The 24,058-nt window shown below is 38.8% G+C and carries 19 protein-coding genes; 6 read left to right on the forward strand and 13 right to left on the reverse strand.

Features of this window, described 5'->3' with window-relative positions; translation table 11 throughout:
* Window positions 1–35: 35 nt before the first annotated feature.
* Together glgD and BIV20_RS14090 are read right to left on the reverse strand one after the other, a co-directional pair.
* Entirely contained in the window at window positions 36–1,151 is a 1,116-nt protein-coding gene (gene glgD, locus BIV20_RS14085; RefSeq protein ID WP_075721984.1) for a glucose-1-phosphate adenylyltransferase subunit GlgD, read from the reverse strand.
* Window positions 1,148–2,422, reverse strand: a complete 1,275-nt coding sequence (locus BIV20_RS14090; protein WP_075721983.1) for a glucose-1-phosphate adenylyltransferase — start codon at window positions 2,420–2,422, stop codon at window positions 1,148–1,150. Before BIV20_RS14090 ends, glgD begins: the two co-directional genes overlap by 4 nt.
* A 258-nt stretch (window positions 2,423–2,680) precedes the next feature.
* Here BIV20_RS14090 and murC point away from each other — a divergent pair, with 258 nt between their 5' ends.
* The 4 genes from murC (at window position 2,681) to BIV20_RS14110 (ending at window position 7,735) form a co-directional block, all read left to right on the forward strand.
* The gene (gene murC, locus BIV20_RS14095) at window positions 2,681–4,060 is read left to right on the forward strand and encodes a UDP-N-acetylmuramate--L-alanine ligase (RefSeq protein ID WP_075721982.1); all 1,380 of its coding nucleotides are present in this window, start codon (window positions 2,681–2,683) and stop codon (window positions 4,058–4,060) included.
* Window positions 4,061–4,356: 296 nt separating this feature from the next.
* Window positions 4,357–5,451: a DnaD domain protein gene (locus tag BIV20_RS14100; RefSeq protein ID WP_075721981.1), complete on the forward strand. Its 1,095-nt coding sequence runs from the start codon at window positions 4,357–4,359 to the stop codon at window positions 5,449–5,451.
* 10 nt (window positions 5,452–5,461) lie between these two features.
* Window positions 5,462–6,454, forward strand: coding sequence for an ATP-binding protein (locus BIV20_RS14105; protein WP_075721980.1), 993 nt, complete (start codon window positions 5,462–5,464; stop codon window positions 6,452–6,454).
* A 99-nt stretch (window positions 6,455–6,553) separates the two neighbouring features.
* Window positions 6,554–7,735, forward strand: a complete 1,182-nt coding sequence (locus tag BIV20_RS14110; RefSeq protein ID WP_075721979.1) for a ribose-phosphate pyrophosphokinase — start codon at window positions 6,554–6,556, stop codon at window positions 7,733–7,735.
* A gap of 76 nt (window positions 7,736–7,811) precedes the next feature.
* On the opposite strand, the gene BIV20_RS14115 is transcribed toward BIV20_RS14110, so the two are convergent.
* The 8 genes from BIV20_RS14115 to BIV20_RS14150 all read right to left on the reverse strand — a co-directional run bounded on the left by BIV20_RS14115 (window position 7,812) and on the right by BIV20_RS14150 (window position 15,693).
* The gene (locus BIV20_RS14115; protein WP_075721978.1) at window positions 7,812–9,827 is read right to left on the reverse strand and encodes an ABC transporter permease; all 2,016 of its coding nucleotides are present in this window, start codon (window positions 9,825–9,827) and stop codon (window positions 7,812–7,814) included.
* Entirely contained in the window at window positions 9,820–10,587 is a 768-nt protein-coding gene (locus BIV20_RS14120) for an ABC transporter ATP-binding protein (protein ID WP_075721977.1), read from the reverse strand. The genes BIV20_RS14115 and BIV20_RS14120 overlap by 8 nt, the downstream gene beginning before the upstream one ends.
* 112 nt (window positions 10,588–10,699) lie before the next feature.
* Window positions 10,700–11,680 (reverse strand): sensor histidine kinase, encoded by a 981-nt coding sequence (locus tag BIV20_RS14125; protein WP_075721976.1) that lies wholly within the window; start codon window positions 11,678–11,680, stop codon window positions 10,700–10,702.
* Window positions 11,667–12,338, reverse strand: a complete 672-nt coding sequence (locus BIV20_RS14130) for a response regulator transcription factor (RefSeq protein WP_075721975.1) — start codon at window positions 12,336–12,338, stop codon at window positions 11,667–11,669. The genes BIV20_RS14125 and BIV20_RS14130 overlap by 14 nt, the downstream gene beginning before the upstream one ends.
* 94 nt (window positions 12,339–12,432) lie before the next feature.
* Window positions 12,433–12,882 (reverse strand): DUF6465 family protein, encoded by a 450-nt coding sequence (locus BIV20_RS14135; protein ID WP_075721974.1) that lies wholly within the window; start codon window positions 12,880–12,882, stop codon window positions 12,433–12,435.
* Window positions 12,883–12,906: 24 nt separating this feature from the next.
* Window positions 12,907–13,161, reverse strand: a complete 255-nt coding sequence (locus BIV20_RS14140) for an HPr family phosphocarrier protein (RefSeq protein ID WP_075721973.1) — start codon at window positions 13,159–13,161, stop codon at window positions 12,907–12,909.
* Between the two features lie 165 nt (window positions 13,162–13,326).
* Complete coding sequence (locus BIV20_RS14145; RefSeq protein WP_075721972.1) at window positions 13,327–14,505, reverse strand: cation diffusion facilitator family transporter; 1,179 nt, start codon at window positions 14,503–14,505, stop codon at window positions 13,327–13,329.
* Window positions 14,506–14,565: 60 nt separating this feature from the next.
* A complete protein-coding gene (locus tag BIV20_RS14150; protein WP_075721971.1) occupies window positions 14,566–15,693 on the reverse strand; it encodes an SLC13 family permease in 1,128 nt (375 codons plus the stop codon).
* A gap of 77 nt (window positions 15,694–15,770) precedes the next feature.
* On the opposite strand from BIV20_RS14150, the gene BIV20_RS14155 reads away from it, so the two are divergent.
* Together BIV20_RS14155 and BIV20_RS14160 are read left to right on the forward strand one after the other, a co-directional pair.
* Window positions 15,771–17,645 carry an OPT family oligopeptide transporter gene (locus BIV20_RS14155; protein ID WP_075721970.1) on the forward strand — a complete coding sequence of 625 codons (1,875 nt, stop codon included), beginning with the start codon at window positions 15,771–15,773 and terminating at the stop codon, window positions 17,643–17,645.
* 88 nt (window positions 17,646–17,733) lie between these two features.
* A complete protein-coding gene (locus tag BIV20_RS14160; RefSeq protein ID WP_075721969.1) occupies window positions 17,734–19,104 on the forward strand; it encodes an NCS2 family permease in 1,371 nt (456 codons plus the stop codon).
* 57 nt (window positions 19,105–19,161) lie between these two features.
* Here the strand turns inward: BIV20_RS14160 and BIV20_RS14165 are convergent, their stop codons facing one another.
* Genes BIV20_RS14165 through BIV20_RS14175 form a run of 3 tightly spaced genes read right to left on the reverse strand, consistent with a single transcriptional unit; the run spans window position 19,162 to window position 23,934 of the window.
* Window positions 19,162–19,746, reverse strand: coding sequence for a manganese efflux pump MntP (locus BIV20_RS14165; RefSeq protein ID WP_075721968.1), 585 nt, complete (start codon window positions 19,744–19,746; stop codon window positions 19,162–19,164).
* Between the two features lie 25 nt (window positions 19,747–19,771).
* A complete protein-coding gene (locus tag BIV20_RS14170; RefSeq protein ID WP_075721967.1) occupies window positions 19,772–21,832 on the reverse strand; it encodes a hypothetical protein in 2,061 nt (686 codons plus the stop codon).
* Between the two features lie 17 nt (window positions 21,833–21,849).
* The gene (locus tag BIV20_RS14175; protein ID WP_075721966.1) at window positions 21,850–23,934 is read right to left on the reverse strand and encodes an efflux RND transporter permease subunit; all 2,085 of its coding nucleotides are present in this window, start codon (window positions 23,932–23,934) and stop codon (window positions 21,850–21,852) included.
* Window positions 23,935–24,058 lie beyond the last annotated feature (124 nt).

The following is a 24,058-nucleotide window of genomic DNA, read 5'->3' on the forward strand; positions in this document are numbered from 1 at the left end:
TCTTTGCTACATTGTTGGTTCCACCCTAAACCACCCTAGAGTACATACCTGTCATTATTTTCACATACTACTTTAATTCCATCACCACCACTGAAATATGTATTGGCCCGCAAGGTATCACGGCTCTCTACAATACAATTCTCAATATGTGTGTTATCTCCTATATACACATCATTTAAAATGATGGAATTTTTAATCACGCAATTTTTACCCACAAATACCTTCTTAAATAAAATGGAATTTTCCACTTTGCTATTGATAATACAACCACTAGCTATCAAACTGTTACGTACTTCTGACCCCACATTATATTTTGCCGGTGGAAGATCCTCTATCTTAGAATAAATCCTTGGCTCTTCTCGGAAATAAGCACGCACTTCCGGTCTTAGAAAATCCATATTTGTTTTGTAATAAGACTCTACTGTTGCAATGTTGCTCCAATAGGAATCTAATTTGTAACCATAAATACGTTTCATATTCTTATAGCGGATTAAAATATCTGTTACAAAATTAAAACGATTTTCCTGTGCACAACGCTCCAACATTTCAATCAGCTGTCTTCTCCTTAACACGTAAATTCCTGCTGATATCGTATTGGATTGTGCTACCATCGGTTTTTCTTCAAACTCTATAATTCTGGAATCTTCGTTCATCCGCACCACCCCGAAGCGGCTAACGTCTTCTTCCTTTGGCATTTCCTTGCAAACCACCGTAATATCTGCCTTCTTTGAAATGTGATATTCCAAAAGTTCATTATAATCCAGCTTGTAAACACAATCTGCATCCGCGATGATTACATACGGTTCATGACTTCTTTTCAAAAAATCGATATTACGATACATGGCATCTGCCGTTCCTCGATACCACCAACTGTTATCTGAAGTAACCGTAGGGTTGAATACATACAATCCACCTTGTTTTCTACCAAAATCCCACCATTTTGAAGAACTCAAATGTTCATTCAAACTTCTGGCATTATACTGTGTCAATACTGCTACCTTCTGAATATGTGAATTGCTCATATTGCTAAGTGTAAAATCAATGCTTCGAAAGCTTCCTGCAACCGGCATCGCCGCTATGGCACGCTTGTTGGTCAGTTGCTGCATCTTGCTGCTGTTTCCTCCTGCTAAAATAATCCCTAATGCTTTCATCTTCCGTCACCTGCCTTAATAATGGATTCTCCGCCTTCTAATATTCCGTTTGGATAATCCTCTTTTTCTGTCTCGCCAAAAATAGCTGTATTCTTTCCAACCTTTACCCCAGGTGGTATCACCGACTTCTCACCTACCGCCACTAATCCGAAGGAATATACACTTTTCTTTAATTTGTTCTCAACTTCTTCTCCAATTCCCAATTCTACATTTTTTCCAATCTCACAACTTTCTGCAATAATGGATTTATTAATAATAGTATTTTCACCTATCACCGAATCTCTCATAATGATAGAATCATGTACCACACAACCTGCCCCAATTTTAACACCCGGACCTATCACAGATCCATATACCTTGCCATAAATCTCACAACCATCTCCAATAATACACCGCTCTGTTACCGCATCCTGCGCAATGTACTGTGGTTCAATCACGTCTCCTTTGGTGTATATCCGCCAGTATTCCTCGTACAGATTGAACTCCGGTATGAGATCAATCAATTCCATATTGGCCTCCCAATAAGAACCAAGCGTTCCTACATCCTTCCAATATCCATTGTACTCATACGCAAACAAACGCTGACCTTTTTCATGGCAATATGGTATGATATGTTTTCCAAAATCACAATTACTCTGATCCGACATAGTAATCAAGGCTTCCTTCAATACACTCCAATTGAAAATGTAAATCCCCATAGATGCCAAATTACTTCTTGGATTCTCCGGTTTTTCTTCAAACTCCTGAATCTTCTTATCCTCATCTGTAATCACAACCCCAAAACGACTGGCTTCTTCCCACGGAACCGGTATTGTGGCGATGGTTACATCTGCTTTATTTTCCTTATGAAAATCCAGCATAACCTCATAATCCATTTTATAAATGTGATCTCCTGAAAGAATCAACACATATTCCGGATCATAACTATCGATATAGTTTATGTTCTGATAAATTGCATTCGCTGTGCCCGAATACCATTCACTGTTGCCACTTCTTTCATACGGTGGCAATACAGTTACTCCGCCGTTGTTTCGGTCCAAGTCCCACGGAATTCCTATCCCAATATGACTGTTTAACCTTAACGGTTGATACTGTGTCAGAACCCCCACGGTATCAATCCCGGAGTTAATGCAGTTACTTAAAGGAAAATCAATGATGCGGTATTTCCCCCCAAAAGACACTGCTGGTTTTGCTACATTGGAAGTTAATACTCCAAGCCGGCTTCCCTGTCCGCCTGCTAAAAGCATGGCTATCATTTCTTTCTTTATCATGTCCCTCACCTCTCGTCAATAAATTCAGCTTGCCTGCATTAAAATTATAACATAAAGTAATCATTTCGTATACATATTTCACATATTTTTTGTCGATTTTTTTGCTTTTTTGTCATTTTATACAATTTTTTATTTTTTTATTGGACAGTATGTCAATTCATTTCTTCCTATTTTTGTGTATTTCAATTTGCAAATTCTATCTGATTGTTATAAAATGGGAATAATCATAAGAATTTTAGATTGGACAGGTAAAACGCTATGTATAAAATTGATTTTAAAAAACCGATTCACATTCATTTTATCGGCATTGGCGGTATCAGTATGAGTGGTCTTGCCGAGATATTATTAAAGGAAAATTTTCAAATATCCGGTTCCGATTCCAAAGAATCAGAACTTACCGATAAGTTAACAGCACTAGGAGCTTCCATCTGTTATGGACAACGTGCTTCTAATATCACCGACAACACAGATCTTGTTGTTTACACAGCTGCTATCCATCCGGACAATGCAGAGTTAAAAGCTGCTGTGGAAAAAGGTATTCCTACCCTTACCCGTGCAGAACTTCTTGGACAAATTATGGACAACTACAAAAATTCCATTGCAGTAGCAGGAACACATGGAAAAACCACCACCACTTCCATGATTACCCATATTCTGTTACATGCTTGTGCAGATCCAACCGTGTCCGTGGGGGGAATCTTAAAATCTATTGACGGAAATATCCGCGTAGGTAACTCATCGGTTTTCTTAACCGAAGCCTGTGAATATACAAACAGTTTTTTAAATTTTTATCCGAAGTATGCTGTCATATTAAATATAGAAGAAGACCATCTTGATTTCTTCAAGGATTTGTCAGATATTCGTAGCTCCTTTCATAAATTTGCCGAAAATGTTCCGGCTGACGGCACCGTTATTATCAACGGCCAAATTGACAACTACCAAGAAATTACACAGGGACTCCCCTGTCAGATTATCACCTATGGTCTTGATGCTTCTGATTCATATTATGCAGACAACATCACATTTAACACACAGGGTTGCGGTGAATTTACATTAATGCATGGTTCTGATTCCTTAGGAACCATTACTTTAAGTGTTCCCGGCCTACACAATGTGTCAAACGCAGTTGCTGCCAGTGCACTTGCATTAGAAATGAAGTTCTCCTTTGAACATATCAAGGCTGCTCTTGCAGACTTTGGCGGAACTGCAAGACGCTTTGAACAAAAAGGATCACTTGGCGGCATTACCATTATCGACGATTATGCACATCATCCTACCGAAATTGCTGCTACTTTAAAGGCTGCGCAGAATTATCCTCACGAAAGGGTTGTCTGTGTATTCCAGCCCCATACCTACACTCGTACCAAAGCATTCTTAAAGGATTTTGCTGCTTCTCTTTCCCATGCAGACATTGTCGTTCTGGCAGATATTTATGCTGCTCGCGAAAAGAATACGCTCGGCATCTCTTCGGAAGACCTTTTAAAAGAGCTTCAAGCGCTTGGATGTGAAAGCTATTATTTCCCATCTTTTGACGAGATTGAAAACTTTTTATTAAAAAAATGTATAAACGGCGACTTGTTGATAACTATGGGCGCCGGAGACATTGTCCAAGTGGGCGAACACCTTTTAGGACATTAGTTATCCACATTATCCACATTTCATTGGGGAAAACTTTCCCGTTGGAATGTGGATTTTTAGTTTACATAACCTTACTTCTGTTTTTTCTTCGTTTTTCCCTTTTTCTACTGCATTTTACGTTCCCTTTACTTGTTTACCATAATTATTTTTTCTTTTTTATCCACATTTTCCACACTTTCCACATTCTCTGAATCCCTTGATTTTACTAGGTTTTCACGAAAATTTCCACTTCTCTTTTTTTATTTTATGTGCTATACTCAATTTCACATGAAGATGTTTTAAAGGAAGGAATCACCATGTCTAACATAACTTTACATAAAGAAAATGGGAACTCCACAACAAATGTTCCTAATCGTTTTATTGATGAATATATGACCTCTGCTAACGGCGAGTTTGTAAAGATATACTTATATCTGCTTCGTTGCATGAATTCTCCTGACTGCAGTTTTTCTATTTCTAAAACTGCGGACAAGTTTGAACATACGGAAAAGGACGTAAAAAGGGCCTTAAAGTATTGGGAGAAGATGAACCTATTAAGATTGGAATATGACGAGAACAAAAATATTTCCAGTATTTATTTTACTGATTCTTCTAACTCATACCATATGCCACAACCTGCTTTTCCGCAGACCACAGAAAACGAAGTCACACCAACGCTCCATATGGAAGCTCCACAGGAACCTATATCTTCGCAGGTTCCCGAAGTTCCAAAAACCCCTTCCATGCCGCAGTATTCAGCAGATGATATGCTTCGTTTCCAAGAAAAAGAAGATGTACAGGAACTGTTTTTCGTAACAGAGAGTTATCTTGGACATCCATTAACACAATCTGACGTTCAGATTCTGCTGTTTTGGTATGACGAGCTTCATTTCTCTGCAGATGTAATTATTTTCCTGATTGAGCATGCAATCTCAAAAGGACACAAGAGTCTGCGCTACATGAATACAATTGCTTTAAGCTGGAACGATTCCAACGTTAAAACGGTAGAAGACGCACGTAACGCTGCTTCTTCTTACAGCAAGATTCACTATGCTGTGGCAAAAGCCTTCGGTATTCAGAACCGAAATCTTGTTTCCATTGAAATGGACTTCGTGAACAAATGGACACAGGAACTTGGTTATGGATTGGACATTATTTCAGAAGCTTGCAAACGTACGATTTTAGCTACTCATCAGCCTAATTTTGAATACGCAGATAAGATTCTCACCAGTTGGCATGACCAGAAGGTCTGTCAGCTTACCGACATTATAAAGATTGATACACAACGTCAGAAGGAACGGAATGCAGCTAAAGTTCAAAAATCCAGTTCTCCAAATAAGTTTAATAATTTCCACCAGAGAACTTATGATTATGACCAGTTACAGAACCAACTTTTAAACAGTCAGAATTAAGGAGGATTTCATGTCTCTTAATAACACGCAATACAATGCTATTTTTCGGAAATATGATGCCCGACAGTTAAAAAACCAGCATATTGTATCGGAACGAATTCAATATGTTTATAATGAAATTCCCCGCGTCCGTGAAATTGACGATACTATTGCTTCCATTTCTGTTGAACAGGCGAAGAAACTACTTGATAACGATTCTTCCGCTTCCGAAGAGTTAAAGACACAGATTCAAAAGTTGACAGCAGAAAAAGTTGAACTTATGCGTTCACATGGGTATCCGGAAGACTACTTTTCCCCACCTTATACCTGCCCTGATTGTAAAGACACCGGGTATATCGGAAGGGAAAAATGCCATTGCTTCAAACAGGCAGAAATTGACTTCGTATATACCCAATCCAATATAAAACGAATTTTAAAAAAGGAAAATTTCCAAAATTTCTCTTATGAATATTATTCCGAAACAGAAGTAAATCCTTCCACCGGATTAACCAGTCTTGCCACTGCCCAACAGGCCGTCAAGAATTGCAAAGACTTTATTGAACACTTTAATGCAGACAATATGCCTTTTCAAAATATACTTCTTTGCGGTGATACAGGTACCGGAAAAACTTTTTTATCCAATTGTATCGCCAAGGAATTACTGGACCAAGGCTATTCGGTAATTTACCTTACTTGTTTTGAACTTCTTGAAATATTGGAATCTAATACATTTTCAAAAGACCCTGTAGATTCGGAAAAATATCAAAACATTTTTGACTGTGATTTACTTATTATTGATGATTTGGGGGCTGAATTGTCCAATTCATTTACAAATTCGCAACTTTTTCTATGCTTGAATGAACGAATTTTGAGACAACATTCTACCATCATCTCAACGAACCTTGGGTTAAACCAGCTGGCAGAGACTTATTCCGAACGAATTTTTTCTCGCATCGCCAGCAACTATAAAATGATACAACTCTTTGGATATGACATAAGAATTCAAAAGAAACTAAAAAGATAGACTTGCCATTCCGAATAAGTAATGCTATAATTTTTGAGGTTTGGCGCAAAATATGTACATTAAAAACTTTAAATACACATTTTTATGGAGGATATTGCAATGCAGCGTAATGAAAAAAATTATGAAACCATTCCTAATGGAACCCTTGGTCTTATCGCCATGGATAGTTGTAAGGAATTAGGAGAAAAGGTAGACAAGTACCTCATCAACTTCCGTACAGAACGTAAGCACAAGCATGAAAATGATATTGCTTTCCGCGGATATCAGAGAGATACTTATTTGTTGGAAACTTCTACCCCACGTTTCGGAACCGGTGAAGCAAAAGGAATGATTAAATCTTCTGTTCGTGGATACGACTTATTCATCATGGTAGATGTAACAAATTATAGTCTGACCTATTCTGTTTGTGGACATGAAAACCACATGTCTCCAGATGACCACTATGCAGACATCAAACGTATTATCGCAGCAGCTGGTGGAAAAGCCAGAAGAATTACTGTTATCATGCCTTTCCTTTACGAAAGCCGTCAGCACAGACGTACCGGAAGAGAATCCATGGACTGTGCCCTTGCATTGCAGGAACTGACCAATATGGGCGTAGACAATATTATTACCTTCGATGCTCATGACCCTCGTGTACAGAATGCAATTCCATTAAAGGGATTTGAAACTGTGCAGCCTGCTTATCAGTTCATCAAAGGTATCTTACGCGAAGTAAAGGACTTACAGATTGACAGTGACCATATGATGATTATCAGCCCGGATGAAGGTGGAACTAATCGTGCTATCTACCTTGCCAACGTACTTGGTCTGGATATGGGTATGTTCTACAAACGTCGTGACTACAGCAAAATCGTAGACGGACGTAACCCAATCGTAGCTCACGAATTCCTTGGTTCTTCCGTAGAAGGAAAAGACGTTTTAATTATTGACGATATGATTTCTTCCGGAGACAGTATGATTGACGTTGCAACAGAGTTAAAGAAAAGAAAAGCAAACCGTATCTTCGTAGTATCTACTTTCGGATTATTTACTAACGGTCTGGAGAAATTTGACAAAGCTGTTGAAGAAGGAATTATTTATAAAGTTGTAACTACCAACCTGACCTACCAGACACCAGAGTTATTGAGCAAACCTTACTATATCAACTGCGATATGAGTAAATACATTGCTTACATCATTGATACTTTAAATCACGATACCTCCATTAGTGATTTATTGGATCCATATGACAGAATCGAATCTCTTGTTAAAAAGTATAAAGCTGGCGAAGAAGTATAATATTGTTTTTTCCAGTGTTCAAAAGAGCTGATATCGCATTTTGATATCAGCTCTTTCTTTATGAATTAAATGATTTTTACTCTACAATTCTATAATAAGTTCTTGCAGTCATCCAATATACCAGACCATAAATAACTGCAAATACTACTACCGTAACCGCCGTGCAAATAGCAAATGTTTCTGTATTTGTCAGACCAAATAACGCAAGCAATCGATTCACTAACGGAAATGCTGCTGTAAGATGAATACAAGCAGTTACTAACGGCAGGAAAAACACCTTCAATATCTGGCTTCGGATAGATGCCTTTACTTCATGATGACTCATTCCCACCTTTCGCATAATTTCATAACGTCCTTTATCTTCATAACCTTCTGAAATCTGCTTATAATAGATAATCAATACAGTGGCCATCAGGAATACAAATCCCAGAAAAATTCCCAAAAACAGGAATCCACCAAAGAATACATAATATTGTTCTATGCCTTCCGCCTTAGATTCCGGCTGTATTATCCATGCTGAAGTTCCATCTCTTAATGTACTCTCGCCATAAGTAGCTACTTTCTCCCTTAATGCCTGCACATATGCTTTCTCTATCATTTCATCGCCTGATACATCAAACAATACTTGATATTCTCTTCTACCAGCATCTTCACCATATGCCTGTTTCTGCATCAAACTGATTTCATCCATTACCGATGAATCCTTTACTACAATATAATAGCTGTCATATACGGTAACCATAGCTTCTGATGTCAAAACTTCCGGAAATTCTTCCAGATGCTTTTTTACTCGAAAGTTCTTTCCCTGAATTACATAATTCTGATCATCTTTATCTCCCTGATATACATATGCTAAAATCTCATCATCTTCCAGTTCTACCGAAGTCCCACCAATTTTTTCATATTCGTCCATTGTAATAACGTACATCGCGCTTGGTGTCCCCTGTACAATTTCATCCGATCCACCCATTACAAAGTTCTGCCCGTCTTTTATGACTGTGACATCAACACTCTCAAAGTCTGACAAGTCTTGAATCTGTATCCCTTGCTCTTGTGCGGTCTCTTTTACCATCTGAATCAAGTCATTTTTATTATCTTCTGATAAATCTTTTCCCACCACGGAAATTTCTCGTGGATATCTTTTTTTCATTACATCATTCATTCCTGCATACAATGACACCGTACCTGAAACCATCACTAATACCGCAGTACTTAGAATACATATATTGGCAAGCCCTACTGCGTTTTGTTTCATACGATAAATCATACCGGAAACAGATGTAAAATGTGCAGTCTGATAATAGTATTTTTTATTTTTCCGAAGCATTTTTAATACTGCAATGCTCCCTGCCGTAAACAGACAGTAGGTTCCAATCATTACTAAGATAACCGCTACAAAAAACAGGAAAATTGCCCCTATTGGGTCTTTTGTCACAATTGCAATCACATATCCTGCCACTAATGTTATTACGCCTACAACCGTCATAATCCAACGTGTCTTTGGCTCTGCTTCTCCCTGACTACTGCTCTGCAGTAATTCTACCGGTTTTGCTTTCTGCACCTGATGCAGATTATATAATAAAGTTACCACATAGATAGCCGCAAATAACACAGCCATATTCACAAGACCTTTGCCATAAATAGAAAAGCCAAAAGGAACCTCTAAATGTGTAATGCGCAACAAAATCAATATTACCACTTTATTTAAAATGATGCCTGCTGCAAGTCCCCCAAGAATACTAATGACTCCTACTATCAACGTTTCCCAAAACATCATTTTTCCTATATGACGCTTTTCCATTCCTAATATATTAAAAAGTCCAAATTCTTTCTTTCGACGCTTCATTAAAAAGCTGTTAGTATAGAACAGAAAAATACATGCAAAAATTGCAATTACAACACAGCCCAATGTCAACATCATGCGGAGTTCCGCTCCACCGAACATATTTTCAATTCCTTTATCCCAGGTAATTGCCAGCATAATGTAATACATCGCACTCATACCTATTGCCGTAATAATATAAGGTAAATAAAGGCTTTTATTCTTCTTCAGGTTCTCCGATGCCAGCTTTGCATAAAAAAATCTACTCATTTCTGCCACCACCTGTCGTAATTACTGTAAGGGTATCTGATATTTTCTGGTACATTTCTTCGTCTGTACAGGAACCTTTGTATAACTGATGGAATACCTGACCATCTTTAATGAACAGCACTCGTTTGGCACAACTCGCTGCCTTAACAGAATGTGTTACCATGAGTATCGTCTGACCACTTTCATTGATATTCTTAAACATCTTGAGAAGTCCCTCTGCCGCCTTAGAATCCAACGCTCCTGTAGGTTCATCTGCAAGAATCAACTGTGGTGCTGTAATCAACGCTCTTGCCACTGCTGCACGCTGTTTCTGTCCACCGGATACTTCATAAGGATATTTATTTAAGATTTCTCTAATTCCCAATTTTTCCGCAATCGGCTGCAAACGCTCATTCATCTCATCAAAATGTTTTCCTGCCAGTACCAACGGAAGAAAAATATTGTCCTGCAAACTAAAGGTATCTAATAAGTTAAAATCCTGAAATACAAATCCCAGATTCTTTCTACGAAATGCAGATAGTTCCTTCTCTCGAATCTGTGATAAATTCTTTCCTCCTAATAACACCTGTCCGGCCGTCGCCTTATCCAACGCCGCCAGAATATTCAGCAATGTAGTTTTACCGGAACCGGATTCTCCCATAATTGCTACATACTCTCCTTCTTCCACGGAAAAGGTAACATCGGACAGTGCCTGCACCTGATTTCCACCAAATCGTGTGGTATATACTTTTTTTACATTATTTACTTCTAAGATTGCCATAATGTCCTCCTTGCTTTCTTGTTCTAAGGATAGTATACAAAAAAAGGAAATGCGTTGCCTTAATTCTGGCTTACATTTCCAGTTCATTTCTTACATTTTCGTAAGGTTCTTATCAAAACACCAGTTTCACTTGTGTTCCTTTTCCCGGCTCTGATTCTACATACACTTTATGTCCCAACTTCTGCAATATCTGCTTACACAAATACAATCCAATTCCACTTGCCTTCTTATCACTTCTTCCATTATATCCGGTATATCCCTTTTCGAAGACTCTAGGCAAATCTTCCGCCAGAATTCCAATTCCGGTATCTTTAATTACAAGCATACCGTCTTCCATATAAATAGAAATGCCACCTTCTGCCGTATATTTAATGGCATTCGAAAGAATCTGTTCCACAACGAACACTAACCATTTTTCATCAGTTACTACCTTCACATCCACTGCATTGTAATGAAGTGCAAGTTTTTTCCGAATAAACATAGGCGCATACTTATGGATTGCCTGACGTATAATATCATCCAACGAATACTCCTGCAATACAAAGTCATTTACACTACTATTTAATCGTAAATACTGCAATACCATTTCCACATATTGCTCAATTTTAAACAGTTCACCTTCACATTCCTTGCGTCGCTCATAAAACTGTTCTATCTCCTCAGTATCCTGTTGAAGCAACAAACGCATTGCTGCAATCGGTGTCTTAATCTGATGTGCCCACAATGTAAAATAATCTGTAATATCCGTCTTCTCCCGCATAAGTTGGGCTGTCTGTTCTCTTCTCTCCTCTTGGGCCTGATACAACAGTTCCTGATAAGCCTCTTCCACACTGTCTTTTGCTTGCGGCAACTCTTCTGTTCCATTCCGAACTGCTTCCTGCTGCTCTTTGAGGTTGCACACCTTATTTCGATAAGCTAGTGCATCAATAAATACTGTTATACTTCCCACTACCAGGCACAATCCAAAGGCGTATCCCACTGCCTCTACGGGTAGATGATAAAGAAAAAATATAAATGCAAATATAAATCCAAAAAGAACGAACAAGGCTATCCCAAGTCTATGACGCCGAATATAAGACTTAATCCACCACATAACCAATTCCCTTTCTGGTCTTTATGACATCTTTTATCCCTACTTCTTCTAACTTCTTACGAAGTCTTGCTACATTTACAGTAAGCGTATTATCATCAATGAAACTGTCAGATTCCCACAGCCGTTCCATCAAACGGTCTCTAGTGACAATTTTCCCTTTTTGCTCCAATAACTCTTGTAAGATACGCATCTCATTTTTAGTAAGTTCAATCCTATTTCCCTCATAGGTTATAATTCCATTTCCACAATCAAATACCATTCCCCTATGCTCCATCAGATTACTTTCTCCGGCAAAATCATAAGTACGGCGTAACATTGCCTGAACCTTTGCCTGAAGCACATTTAAATCAAAAGGCTTCGCGATAAAATCATCTCCCCCCATATTCATGGCCATAACAATATTCATATTATCAGACGCTGAGGAAAGAAAAATTACCGGAACCTTTGATATTTTTCTTATTTCATCGCACCAATGAAATCCATTATAAAAAGGCAGTGAAATATCCATCAATACCAAATGAGGCTGCTCCTCTACAAATGTCTTTTTTACATTTTCGAAATCTACAATACAAACAGCTTCATATCCCCAACTTTCCATATGATTCTGAATTGATTTTGCAATTACTGCATCATCTTCTACAATCAGTAATTTATACATTACATTTCCTTTCCATACCAAAAACTTTTCTATAAAAAAAGAAGTCCGCCTGCAGAATTCGCCGCAAGCGGAACCTTTTTACTATTCAAATATATTATACTGGAACTCCTCCAGCAATCTTCTCGTTGATTACGTAATATGCCATATGTTCTTCTGGCTTAATATATAAACGAATTGATTTGATAGAAGATTCTCTGTGTCCTTCTGCAATATATGCCTGTTTTGCTCTTTCCAGTACTTCCTTTGTAAAAAGTTCCTGACCGGAAAACTGTACATATATTTCTTCTATCTTTTCTACCTCTTTTGCAGCTGGCTTTTTAGCAGGCTTCTTTCCAGTTGCCTTTTTCGCTGCTGTTTTCTTTTCTGCTGTCTTCTTCTCTGTCTCTTTCTTCTCTACAGGTGCCACTGTATCAAATACAAGTGTCTCCTGCTTTGCTTCCACCGTCTTCTCCACCGGTTTTGCAACCGTTTCCTGCTTTACAGGAACTGCTGTCTTTGCTGTTACTGTTTTTGCTGTCGCTGCTTTACTACCACTCTTTTGCATGTTATTCCCTCCCAAAATAAATAATTACTGGCAAGCTAAGAATCGCTCCATTGCATTCAATGCTTCCTGCTCATCGGTTCCGTTTGCTACAATGTTCACAGACATTCCTTTTGATGGATTAAATGCCATAATTCCCATAATACTCTTTGCATTAATTCTGGCATCCCCACTCTCCAAACAAATGTCACTGTCAAACTGACAAGCGACCTGCACCAGTTCTGCAATCGGATTGCTATACTCTTTCGCTACATTAGATACAATAACTTTCTTTTCACTCATCTTTTCTCTCTCTCTCATGTACTATGATATAAGCTATTATGTATGTGCCCTATTATCATAATCGAATATACACCAACTAATTTCCTTTTTCAAGTATATTTTCGAAAAACTAGTAAATTCCACGAAAGAATCAACTTTATTTTCTAAAAAATAGACACTTTTTCCTTATTTTTCCTTGCAATAAGCCTTATCCACCTCTATTACTGTAAAATGATTCTTTCCTATCTTTTCCTTTGTTTTCGTTTGAATCAGTTCTGTTAGTTCCTCATCCTTCATCTTGTATCCAAAGGGAACTACAATATCAAAAACAAGATTTGCATGGGACGGTCCCATAACCACCCGAAAGTCATGCATAGAAATTTTTTCATCAATTTCCTTTAAAAGGTCCTGCATCTGTACTTTTAATTTATTGACCTGTTCATCTCCTGTCACTACCGGGTCCATATGTATCACTGCTTCACACTTTAATTGATTGCGCAGTTCATGTTCTATATTATCTATCACATCATGAAGTTTTAATATATCTCCGTCCGCCGGAACCTCTGCATGAAGAGATATCATCATACGTCCCGGACCGTAATCATGCACAACCAGGTCATGAATCCCACTTACTTCTGAATGTTTCAGTACAAGTTCTTCTATTTGCTCCACAAATGCTTCTTCCGGCGGCTGTCCCAACAGCGGATTCAAGGTATCTCTCGCCGCACTGATTCCCGCATAAAAAATAAAAATTCCTACCAACACACCACAGTATCCATCAATCTGAAGTCCTGTTAACTTTCCAACAATCGTCGCAATCAAAACCACTGTAGTTGCGCAACTATCACTCAAACTGTCTGTTGCAGTTGCGCCCATGGCTGTCGATTCTATTTTCTTTCCAATGCTATGATTGTAATACGCCATGTACAACTTTACGCAAATAGAAACAATTAGAATTCCTACCGCCACCATACTAAACTCTACCGGTTCCGGATGAATAATCTTTTCCACAGAAGATTTTATCAACTCAAATGCCATGATAAGAATCGCCCCTGAAACAATTAACCCTGAAACATATTCTATTCTTCCATGCCCAAAAGGATGATCTACATCCGGCTCTGCTCCGGACATACGAAATCCAATTAAGGTAATCACAGAGGAACCTGCATCTGATAAATTATTAAATGCATCTGCCGTAATGGAAATCGATTTACTTATGGTTCCTGCCAGGAACTTTCCTGTAAACAAAAGTACATTCAGCAAAATCCCTACCACACTGCAAAGCATTCCATACTTTTGCCGCACCTGCGGATTCTTCACATCCTCCTTATTTTTAATAAACAACCCAGCTAGTACTGAAACCATCTTGTTCCCTCCTATATTATATATGCCTTTATTTCAGCAAAATACCTTGCACCTATTATATCACACAATACCGCTTTTATAAAATGCGAATAACACAGCAAAAAAGAACACATTTGCTACCGTAAAATACTTCAGATAAGAAAATCTTTTATCCTTATCCTCTGCTCCAATATACCGAAAAGAAATCAAACTTGCCATGGATGCAATCAGTGTTCCAAGTCCACCAAGATTTGTACCAATCACAAGACTTTTTATATCCTCCGTAAATCCGGACAACAGGAGTGCTGCCGGAACGTTACTGATTACCTGACTTGCCACAGCCGCTGTTATCACCTCATTACCATCAATCACAGTTTCCAACACTCTGCAAAACTCTTCCATTCTTCCCACATTTCCTATGAAAATGAAAAATCCTGCAAAGGTCCCCAACAATGCATAATCTACCTTACAAAAAATCTTCCGGTCTATGGCAAAAACGCCCACGACCACCACAATAAAAGTAACCGAATAATGCACAACACCCGCAACAGCAAGGATGCATAAACAAAATAATACGCTCCATCCTACAAGTTCTTTTTTGTCCAGATATATTTCTTCTGCATCAATCTGCACACTCCCTTTTCCACTTTTTCTTCCGGTTGCAATGCACCAAATCAACAATACCACCAGAGAAACCAATGAATATGGAAACATCAAGCATATAAATTCCATCCCACCCATATTTGCCCTTGCATATAGGTATAGATTCTGTGGATTTCCTATCGGTGTCAACATACTTCCCAGATTTGCAGCAATGGTCTGCAACACTACCACAGGAATCAACAATTTTTGCTTCTTTTCCTCTCCCATCATCCCAAGCACCTGAATTCCCAGTGGAACAAACGTAATCAAAGCCACATCATTGGTAATCAACATACTAAAAAAGAAGCATAAAAACACCAATATCACAATCAACTGACATCCGCCTGTAACCTTTTGCAACAGGTTTCTCGCTATCATTCGAAATACACCTATTTTTTGAAACCCTGCTACAACTACCATTAAACAGAATAAAATTGCCATAGTACGGACATCAATATAAGAGATGTATTTTTTATCGGGCAACACAAAACAGGAGGAAATTACCGCAAGCAAAATGGCAATGCATAATATGGTTTCTCTTTTTATAAATTCCATGCATTTTTTCATTTGTTCCGTTCCTTTCCTGTAACATATTTTTTCATTATATTACCATATCATAACATAAATCAAGGAGAACTTATACCATGAACGAACAAAAAGACTTTAAACCCTATATTCCGGCAGACCACATCACCTCGGAATTTACCCCAGCCTCTGTGATTACCGGAATTCTTCTGGCTGTTGTTTTTGGCGCGGCTAATGCATATCTCGGACTTCGAGTAGGACTCACCATTTCCGCTTCCATTCCCGCCGCAGTAGTTGCCATGGGAGTTATTCGAGTCCTTTTACGAAAAAATTCTATTCTGGAAAGCAATATCGTCCAAACCATCGGTTCTGCCGGAGAATCCGTGGCAGCAGGAGCTATTTTTACCTTGCCGGCCTTATTTTTATGGGCAGGAGAAGGAAAAATGTCCACTCCAAGTATTTTTGAAATCACTATTATTACCCTGGCCGGTGGTCTATTGGGTATTTTTTTCATGGTTCCTTTAAGAAATGCCCTTATTGTAAAGGAACATCTTACACTGCCTTATCCGGAAGGCTCAGCCTGTGCAAAGGTGCTACTTGCCGGAGAAAAAGGAGCTTCTAATGCTTCAACCGTTTTCGCCGGAATGGGCATCTCTGCCGCTTTTAAATTCATTGTTGACGGACTAAAAATATTTCCAAGCGAAATCTCCCTACGTTTCAAAAACTTTGCCGGAGAAATTGGCACACAGGTCTATCCGGCTGTTTTGAGTGTAGGCTATATCTGTGGCCCTAAAATCGCCTCTTATATGTTTGCCGGTGGCCTTATCAGTTGGATGGTACTAATTCCCGTCATTGTATTATTCGGTTCTCAACTTACTCTTTATCCCGGTATGGAGCCAATTGGAATGCTATATGAAGCAGGTGGAGCCAGTGCCATCTGGGAAAACTATATCCGTTACATTGGAGCCGGCGCTCTGGCTGCCGGAGGCATCATCAGTCTGCTTAAGTCTCTTCCTCTGATTTTACAGACTTTTCGGGATTCTGTAAAAGGATTAAAAATTTCAAACCACAAGACCTCCAAACGTACCGACCAGAATCTGGATATGCGTTTCATTCTTTTTTGCATCGTTCTGATTGGTCTGGTTCTTTGGCTGATTCCTTCCATTCCTCTTACACTTCCCGGTACTGTTCTGGTAATTGTATTTGGTTTCTTTTTCTCTGCCGTATCCTCTCGAATGGTAGGGCTGGTAGGTAGCAGCAACAACCCAATTTCCGGCATGGCAATTGCTACCCTGCTATTTTCCACTATTATTCTAAAATCTACCGGCGATTCCGGAACAAGCGGTATGCAGGGAGCCATCGCCATTGGTTCTATCATCTGCATCATAGCTGCCATTGCAGGGGATACCTCCCAAGACCTGAAAACCGGTTTTTTATTGGGTGCCACTCCCAAAAAACAGCAAGTCGGCGAACTGATTGGCGTTACCGCCGCTTCCCTCGTCATCGGCAGTGTCCTTTCCCTTTTGAACGCCGCCTGGGGCTTTGGTTCCGAAGAACTAGGTGCCCCACAGGCAACACTAATGAAAATGATTGTGGAAGGCGTTATGGAGAGCAATTTACCTTGGGCTCTGGTATTTATTGGCGTTTTTCTCGCCATTGCCATAGAGGTTCTCGGTATTCCGGTTCTTCCTTTTGCTATCGGTGTATATCTTCCGGTACAGTTAAACGCCTGCGTTATGGTTGGCGGTCTGCTTCGCCTCATTCTGGACAAAAAAGATGATTTTAGAATTAACAGTGGAATTCTCTATTGCTCTGGTATGATTGCCGGAGAAGGACTTGCAGGTATTCTCCTTGCGATACTAGCGGTAATAGGAATTGACATTGCCTTGCCAACAGGTGGAACAGAACTAGGAAGCCTTATCCTCTTCCTTCTGATTATTTTAAGTGTGTTAAAATTTTCACTATGGAAAAAGAAAAAAGCCCCCACTCCCTAAGTCCGTTCAGATTGTTTCTTTTCTCCCTCTGTGTTATAATATGAGCACCGTATTGTAAATACAAACTATATAAAAGGAGAGTAAATTTATGCTTGAAAAATTTTTCAAACTCAAAGAAAACAACACTTCTGTAAAAACAGAAGTGGTTGCCGGATTTACTACGTTTATGACAATGGCCTATATTCTGGCAGTAAATCCAAGCATCTTAGGTGATGCCGGCATGAACGGAAGTGCAGTTCTGATTGCAACAGCTCTGGCTTCCTTTGTAGGTACCTTACTCATGGCACTACTTGCTAACTACCCATTTGCTTTAGCCCCTGGAATGGGATTAAACGCTTACTTTGCTTACACCGTAGTTATCGGTATGGGATATTCCTGGAAGCTAGCGTTGTTAGCTGTATTTGCAGAAGGTATCATTTTCATTATTTTATCACTGACCAACGTGCGTGAGGCTATCTTTAATGCGATTCCTCTTACTTTGAAATCAGCTGTCAGTGTTGGTATCGGTCTATTCATTGCTTTTATTGGTTTACAAGATGCCAAATTAATTGTAAATAGTGATGCTACCTTAATTACTTATCAGACTTTTAAAGGTGAAACTTTCCGCTCTGTAGGAATCGGTGCTATTTTAGCATTAATTGGTATTTTGATTACTGCCATCTTACTGATTAAACAGGTAAAAGGTGGTATCTTAATCGGTATCCTTGCTACCTGGATTCTTGGTATTATCTGCGAACTTGTAGGCATTTATATTCCAAATCCGGAAGCAGGTATGTATTCCACTATTCCTGCTTCTATTGTAAGCCTTGATTTTTCTTCCTTTACGGAAACCTTTGGTGCCGTATTTACCGTCGACTTCAAAAATTTCCCAATCGGAGATTTTGTTGTCATCATGTTCTCTTTCTTATTTGTGGACATGTTTGATACCATCGGAACTTTAATTGGCGTATCCTCGAAAGCAAATATGTTGGATAAAGAAGGAAAACTCGAAAGAATCAGACCTGCTTTATTGTCTGACGCTATTGCAACCTGCATCGGCGCAATATTCGGTACTTCTACTACTACCACTTATGTAGAAAGTGCTTCCGGTGTTACTGCAGGCGGACGTACCGGTCTTACTTCCGTAGTGACTGGTTTATTATTCCTGTTATCCATTATTTTCTCCCCATTATTCTTAACAATTCCTTCCTTTGCCATTGCTCCGGCTCTGGTTACTGTTGGATTCTATATGATGGGTTCTGTTGTAAAGATTAACTTTGATGATATGTCAGATGCTATTCCTGCATTTCTTTGCATTATTGCAATGCCACTGGCTTACAGTATCTCAGAAGGTATCGCTATCGGTGTTATCTCCTGGACTCTGATTAACTTGATTACAGGAAAAGCAAAAGAAAAGAAAATCAGCGCGCTGATGTATGTATTAGCAATTCTTTTCGTATTAAAATATATTTTCTTATAAATACTATTTTCTATTACAAAAGCTGTAGCTATGGAATTTCCAAAGCTACAGCTTTTTTTATATACCTTTTACAACATATCTTACAATTACATCTATTCCGGCTGCTATGAGAAGAATTCCGCCACCTAAATAGGCTTTTACTTTATGCTCATATCCCAGATGATATCCGGTGTACATTCCTAATATCGTTCCTGCCACCGTCATAATTACCACCATAAGCATAATGCTTAACATCCCACATCCCAAAAATCCAAAAGCAATTCCAATCAGCAAAGTGAACATACAATTCCTTATATATAATTGTACGAACTCTCGCATATTGAACTTCTCTTCCCGATGCTCAATAATGCATTCATTTCTCCACGCTTTCAGCAATAGCCGTATTCCCATACAAAGGAAAATTGCAACTGCCAATACCTCTTCTAAAAAGATTTCATAATCAGAGCTCTGATGACGGCCCAGAAGCACAGAAAGAAAATTTCCAATCCCAATTGCCAACACCTGACCAACTACTAAAACGGCGCTCATTAACGCAAGATGCTTTTTTTCAATTTTTGCAACCAGAGAACCCTGACACTCCATAACTGCGAAAATATCCAATGATATTCCCATAATGATAATCAGTTCTTCTATGATATTCATATTGCTGCACTCCTGTCCGACATTCTTATTTTTCGTCTGCTTTTACAGCTTCTGTACGAAGGATGAACTTAACATTTCCCTTTGTACCATCGGAAACCTTTGTAAATGTCTGGTAATCTCTTCCAGCCTCTACAACTGCTGTCAACTTATTCAAAAGTGCCTTTGCATCTCCATCATAAGCATCTACCAATTTCTGAATTCCTTCTTCATCGAACTTAGCCATACCTTCTGTCAACTCGTTAGAGCCACTTTCCAGCTTATCTACACCATCTGCTAACTGTGAAGTTGCTTCTGCCAAAGCATTTGCTCCGCTCACCAAAGCATTGTTATTAGAAACCAACGTGGAACTTCCCTGTGCCAACTGGTTTGCACCACTCTGTAACTGTGCAACACCTTCCATCAGACCGGACTGCTGAAGCTGAGTTGCAATCTGAGCTTTTGCGCCTTCTGCTCCGCTAATTGCTGCACTTTCAGCAGCTGTCTTTGCTGCAGTTTTACATGCATCTGCTACGCTTGCTCCCATAGCTGTTTTTCCATTTTCTGCAATACCGCTTGCCACTGTACTTGCCAGTGTCTGCAATTTTCCTTCCACTACTGCCTGAACCTGCGCAGGACCACCATTTGCAGCAAATGCTGCCTGTGCTGTTGCCTGATCAACTCCCATAGATGCCATGATTCCCTGAATCTGTTGTGCACATGCTGCATCATACAAACTTGTATACAACTCACTGTTACGCAATCCCTGATAAATCATACTTACAGTTGCATCACTTGTCATGGTTGCCGCAAATTGTTGAGAAGCCTGTGCCGCTACTGCATCAGACATTCCTCCGGCAAAAGCACTTTCTACTGCCTGGTCTGCCTGCGCTGCTACTGCCTGCTTTTCGCTATCACTCATGGCTGTTCCCAATGCAGAAGTAAGAGAGGACACACCCTGACTCATACTATTAATTCCACTGCTTAATGCTGCTGCACCTTTGTTGATTTCAGATGCACCATTTGTATAGGAAGTAACACCACTCTTTAACGTATTTACTCCGGAAGCAAATTCCTTCATACTACTCTTTAAGGTATCCAATCCTTCTGCCAGTTCACTGCTTCCATCCACTAATTTTTTAGAAGAATCTGATAATGTATTGATACTGTCTTCTAATTCTGTCAAGTCGAATGCTTCATCTAAATCTGCACTTCCTAGCAAATCATTCATGATGACAGACATTGTCATATCCAGAGAAAAATTCTCTACATCTGCTGTAATTTCTACATAATCCGGAATCTCTACATCTGTATCCAAATCACCATCTTCAATCTGCAAGCTGTCTTTTAATCCCGGCATTGCAACACCTACTACTACTTTTTTGCTTCCATCTGAAATCACTTTACCATTCGTAACTTCTACATTACTATAATCCTCTGGAAGAATCATTCCGGTCATAACAGTAAATGGTACATATACCTCATGTTCTTCCCCATCTACTATTTGAGTAGTCTTCTCATGATTGGTATAGTCAAAACGAATGGTTACCTTTCCGCTCTTTCCAGCAATTTCTTCCGGTTTCATTTCTTTTCCATCCAGATAGTAAGTAATTTTTTCTGTAACAGGAAGTTCTTTCTCTGTAGTTCCCTGATAATAAATATCATTTCCCTGTGCATCCCAGGTAATCTCATCACCATTCTGCGTAAAAGTCTCATCTCCCTTTACATTGGTAATATCTTTTAAATCGGATGCATCCTTTAAGGTATCACTTCCATCCTTATTTTTTAACCATTCACTTACAATTACATCATCTGCAGATCCATCCGCCTTAGCTACTACATAAACAGTTTCTTCTTTTCCTACTTCTTCTGTCTCTGTCTTATCTCCGGACAAAGCATCTAACAGTTCGTTTTGCGCATCCTCTGTTTCTTCTGTTTCTCCCTCGGTATTTTCCTCTTTTGTTGCTTCTTCTGTCTGAGCTGCTTTTTCTGCATGAACTGCATATGCTCCGCCCACTCCGGTTCCTAACACTGCAATGGTAACTGCTCCAGCCGCAACACGAATCACATATTTATTTTTGAATCTTTTCTTTAATTCTACATTTTTCATATCTATTTCCTCTCTTTCTATTTTTCACTTATTTCCGGTTTAAAGCCCTTACTTGTATGAAGAATCAATTTATCAAATACCATAAACATTGCAGGCAAAATAAATGCTACTACAAACAAACTAATAATCGCACCTCTTGCAAGTAAAGAACACAGAGAACTAATCATGTCAATACTGGAGTAAATACCAACGCCGAAGGTTGCTGCAAAGAAACTCAATGCACTGACAACAACTGACTGCAGTGAACTATTCAATGCAACAGAAACTGCCTCACGTTTTTCCGCTCCTCTGCTTCTAGCCCTTTTATATTTATTCGTCATAAGAATTGCATAGTCAACCGTTGCACCTAACTGAATGGTTCCTATTACAATAGACGCAATGAACGGCAACACTGTTCCTGTATAAGTTGGAATTCCCATGTTAATAAAAATTGCAAACTCAATAACTGCTACCAAAATGACCGGAAGTGATATGGACTTCAACACTACTGCAATGATGATAAAGATTAATAAAATAGATACTGCACTTACTGTCTTAAAGTCTTTATCTGTAATCGTAATCAAGTCTTCCGTACATGGTGCTTCACCAATCAACATTGCACTCTTATCATATTTTTTTATAATTTCTTTAATAGCATCGCACTGTGCATTAACTTCATCAGAAGCTGTTTTATATTCTGACATAATATAAATCATCTGATATGTTCCATTGTCCAATGTCTTTAACATCTCATCCGGAATTACTTCCTTTGGAATTGCCGGACCAATCAATGCATCCTCACCCAGTACCACTGCCACACCGTCTAAATCCTTGATTTCATTAATCATCGCGGATGCATCTTTCGATGCCAGATTACTGTCTGCCAAAATGATATGTGTTGCTCCCATATCAAAATCTTCTTCCAGCTTATTGTTTGCCTGAACACTTGCCAAATTGTCCGGAAGCGTTCCTGCTAAATCATAGTACACATCATTGTGTGTATATCCATATAGTGCCGGTCCTAATATTACCAAAAACAATACAATAAATATAACGTATTTCTTTGTTACAAAATTACCAATCTTTCCAAGATCCGGTATAATTGCTCTATGTTTTGTCTTTTCAATTGCCTTATCAAACACAAGAATCATGGAAGGAAGAATTGTTACACATCCGATAACTCCAATTACAACTCCCTTTGCCATTACAATACCAAGGTCCAAACCTAAGGTAAATGTCATAAAGCACATAGCAAGAAATCCGGCAACTGTTGTAATAGAACTTCCTACAACGGAAGAAATTGTATTGGAAATTGCATGTGCCATAGCACGATTTTTATCTCCCGGGAATCGCTCCTGATTCTCTTGGTAACTGTGCCACAGGAAAATAGAATAATCCATAGTTACTGCCAACTGTAATACTGCTGCAAGTGACTGAGTAATAAAGGATATTTCACCACTTACAAAGTTTGTACCCAGGTTATAAAGAATCGACATTCCGATACTTAATAGGAAAAATACCGGTAACATGAAAGAATCCATAGTCAACGCAAGCACTAAAGCAGACAATCCTGCTGCTATAATTACATACATAATTGCTTCGCTGTTACAAATCTTTTTAATATCTGTTACTGTTGCTGACATACCACTTAAGAAACACTGTTCCTTGGTAAGTCCTCTAATTTCCTCAATCGCATCCATTGTCTCGTCTGCTGACATAGACGTATCAAAAGTAACAATCATTAACGTACTGTTCTTTTCTTCATTATTGAATGCATCCGTTACTTCTTCCGGAAGAATATCCATAGGAATTGAAATGTCTGCCAAAGTGTCATACCAAATGACCTCTTTTACATGTTCCACATCTCGCATCTGCTCTTCCAAAGCAACGACTCCCTTTTCATCCATGCCTTCCACAACGCATAGGGAAAATGCTCCTGTTTCAAATTCATCCAGCAGAATCTCCTGCCCTTTCATTGTTTCTATGTCGTCCGGCAGATATGATAAAATATCATAATTAATTCTGGTATTTACATATCCAAAAGCAGCCGGTATCAGTAACAGGAAACTGATAATCAGAATTGGTATTCTGAACTTAACGACTTTTTTTCCAAACTTAATCATTTTTTCACACTCGCTTTCCTTTTTTCTATTGAGCAGTATAAAAAAAAAGATTGAATAAATACATATTCAATCTTTCTTGCATGTATATTTTAAATATACATTTTTATGAATTTGTCGTTTTACT

This window comes from Roseburia sp. 499 (assembly GCF_001940225.2).
Taxonomy (GTDB): domain Bacteria; phylum Bacillota; class Clostridia; order Lachnospirales; family Lachnospiraceae; genus Petralouisia.

Coding starts and splice junctions, on each gene's coding strand:
- glgD (WP_075721984.1), bottom strand. CDS start 1,151: ATGAAAGCATTAGGGATTATTTTAGCAGGAGGAAACAGCAGCAAGATG.
- BIV20_RS14090 (WP_075721983.1), bottom strand. CDS start 2,422: ATGATAAAGAAAGAAATGATAGCCATGCTTTTAGCAGGCGGACAGGGA.
- murC (WP_075721982.1), top strand. CDS start 2,681: ATGTATAAAATTGATTTTAAAAAACCGATTCACATTCATTTTATCGGC.
- BIV20_RS14100 (WP_075721981.1), top strand. CDS start 4,357: ATGTCTAACATAACTTTACATAAAGAAAATGGGAACTCCACAACAAAT.
- BIV20_RS14105 (WP_075721980.1), top strand. CDS start 5,462: ATGTCTCTTAATAACACGCAATACAATGCTATTTTTCGGAAATATGAT.
- BIV20_RS14110 (WP_075721979.1), top strand. CDS start 6,554: ATGCAGCGTAATGAAAAAAATTATGAAACCATTCCTAATGGAACCCTT.
- BIV20_RS14115 (WP_075721978.1), bottom strand. CDS start 9,827: ATGAGTAGATTTTTTTATGCAAAGCTGGCATCGGAGAACCTGAAGAAG.
- BIV20_RS14120 (WP_075721977.1), bottom strand. CDS start 10,587: ATGGCAATCTTAGAAGTAAATAATGTAAAAAAAGTATATACCACACGA.
- BIV20_RS14125 (WP_075721976.1), bottom strand. CDS start 11,680: ATGTGGTGGATTAAGTCTTATATTCGGCGTCATAGACTTGGGATAGCC.
- BIV20_RS14130 (WP_075721975.1), bottom strand. CDS start 12,338: ATGTATAAATTACTGATTGTAGAAGATGATGCAGTAATTGCAAAATCA.
- BIV20_RS14135 (WP_075721974.1), bottom strand. CDS start 12,882: ATGCAAAAGAGTGGTAGTAAAGCAGCGACAGCAAAAACAGTAACAGCA.
- BIV20_RS14140 (WP_075721973.1), bottom strand. CDS start 13,161: ATGAGTGAAAAGAAAGTTATTGTATCTAATGTAGCGAAAGAGTATAGC.
- BIV20_RS14145 (WP_075721972.1), bottom strand. CDS start 14,505: ATGGTTTCAGTACTAGCTGGGTTGTTTATTAAAAATAAGGAGGATGTG.
- BIV20_RS14150 (WP_075721971.1), bottom strand. CDS start 15,693: ATGAAAAAATGCATGGAATTTATAAAAAGAGAAACCATATTATGCATT.
- BIV20_RS14155 (WP_075721970.1), top strand. CDS start 15,771: ATGAACGAACAAAAAGACTTTAAACCCTATATTCCGGCAGACCACATC.
- BIV20_RS14160 (WP_075721969.1), top strand. CDS start 17,734: ATGCTTGAAAAATTTTTCAAACTCAAAGAAAACAACACTTCTGTAAAA.
- BIV20_RS14165 (WP_075721968.1), bottom strand. CDS start 19,746: ATGAATATCATAGAAGAACTGATTATCATTATGGGAATATCATTGGAT.
- BIV20_RS14170 (WP_075721967.1), bottom strand. CDS start 21,832: ATGAAAAATGTAGAATTAAAGAAAAGATTCAAAAATAAATATGTGATT.
- BIV20_RS14175 (WP_075721966.1), bottom strand. CDS start 23,934: ATGATTAAGTTTGGAAAAAAAGTCGTTAAGTTCAGAATACCAATTCTG.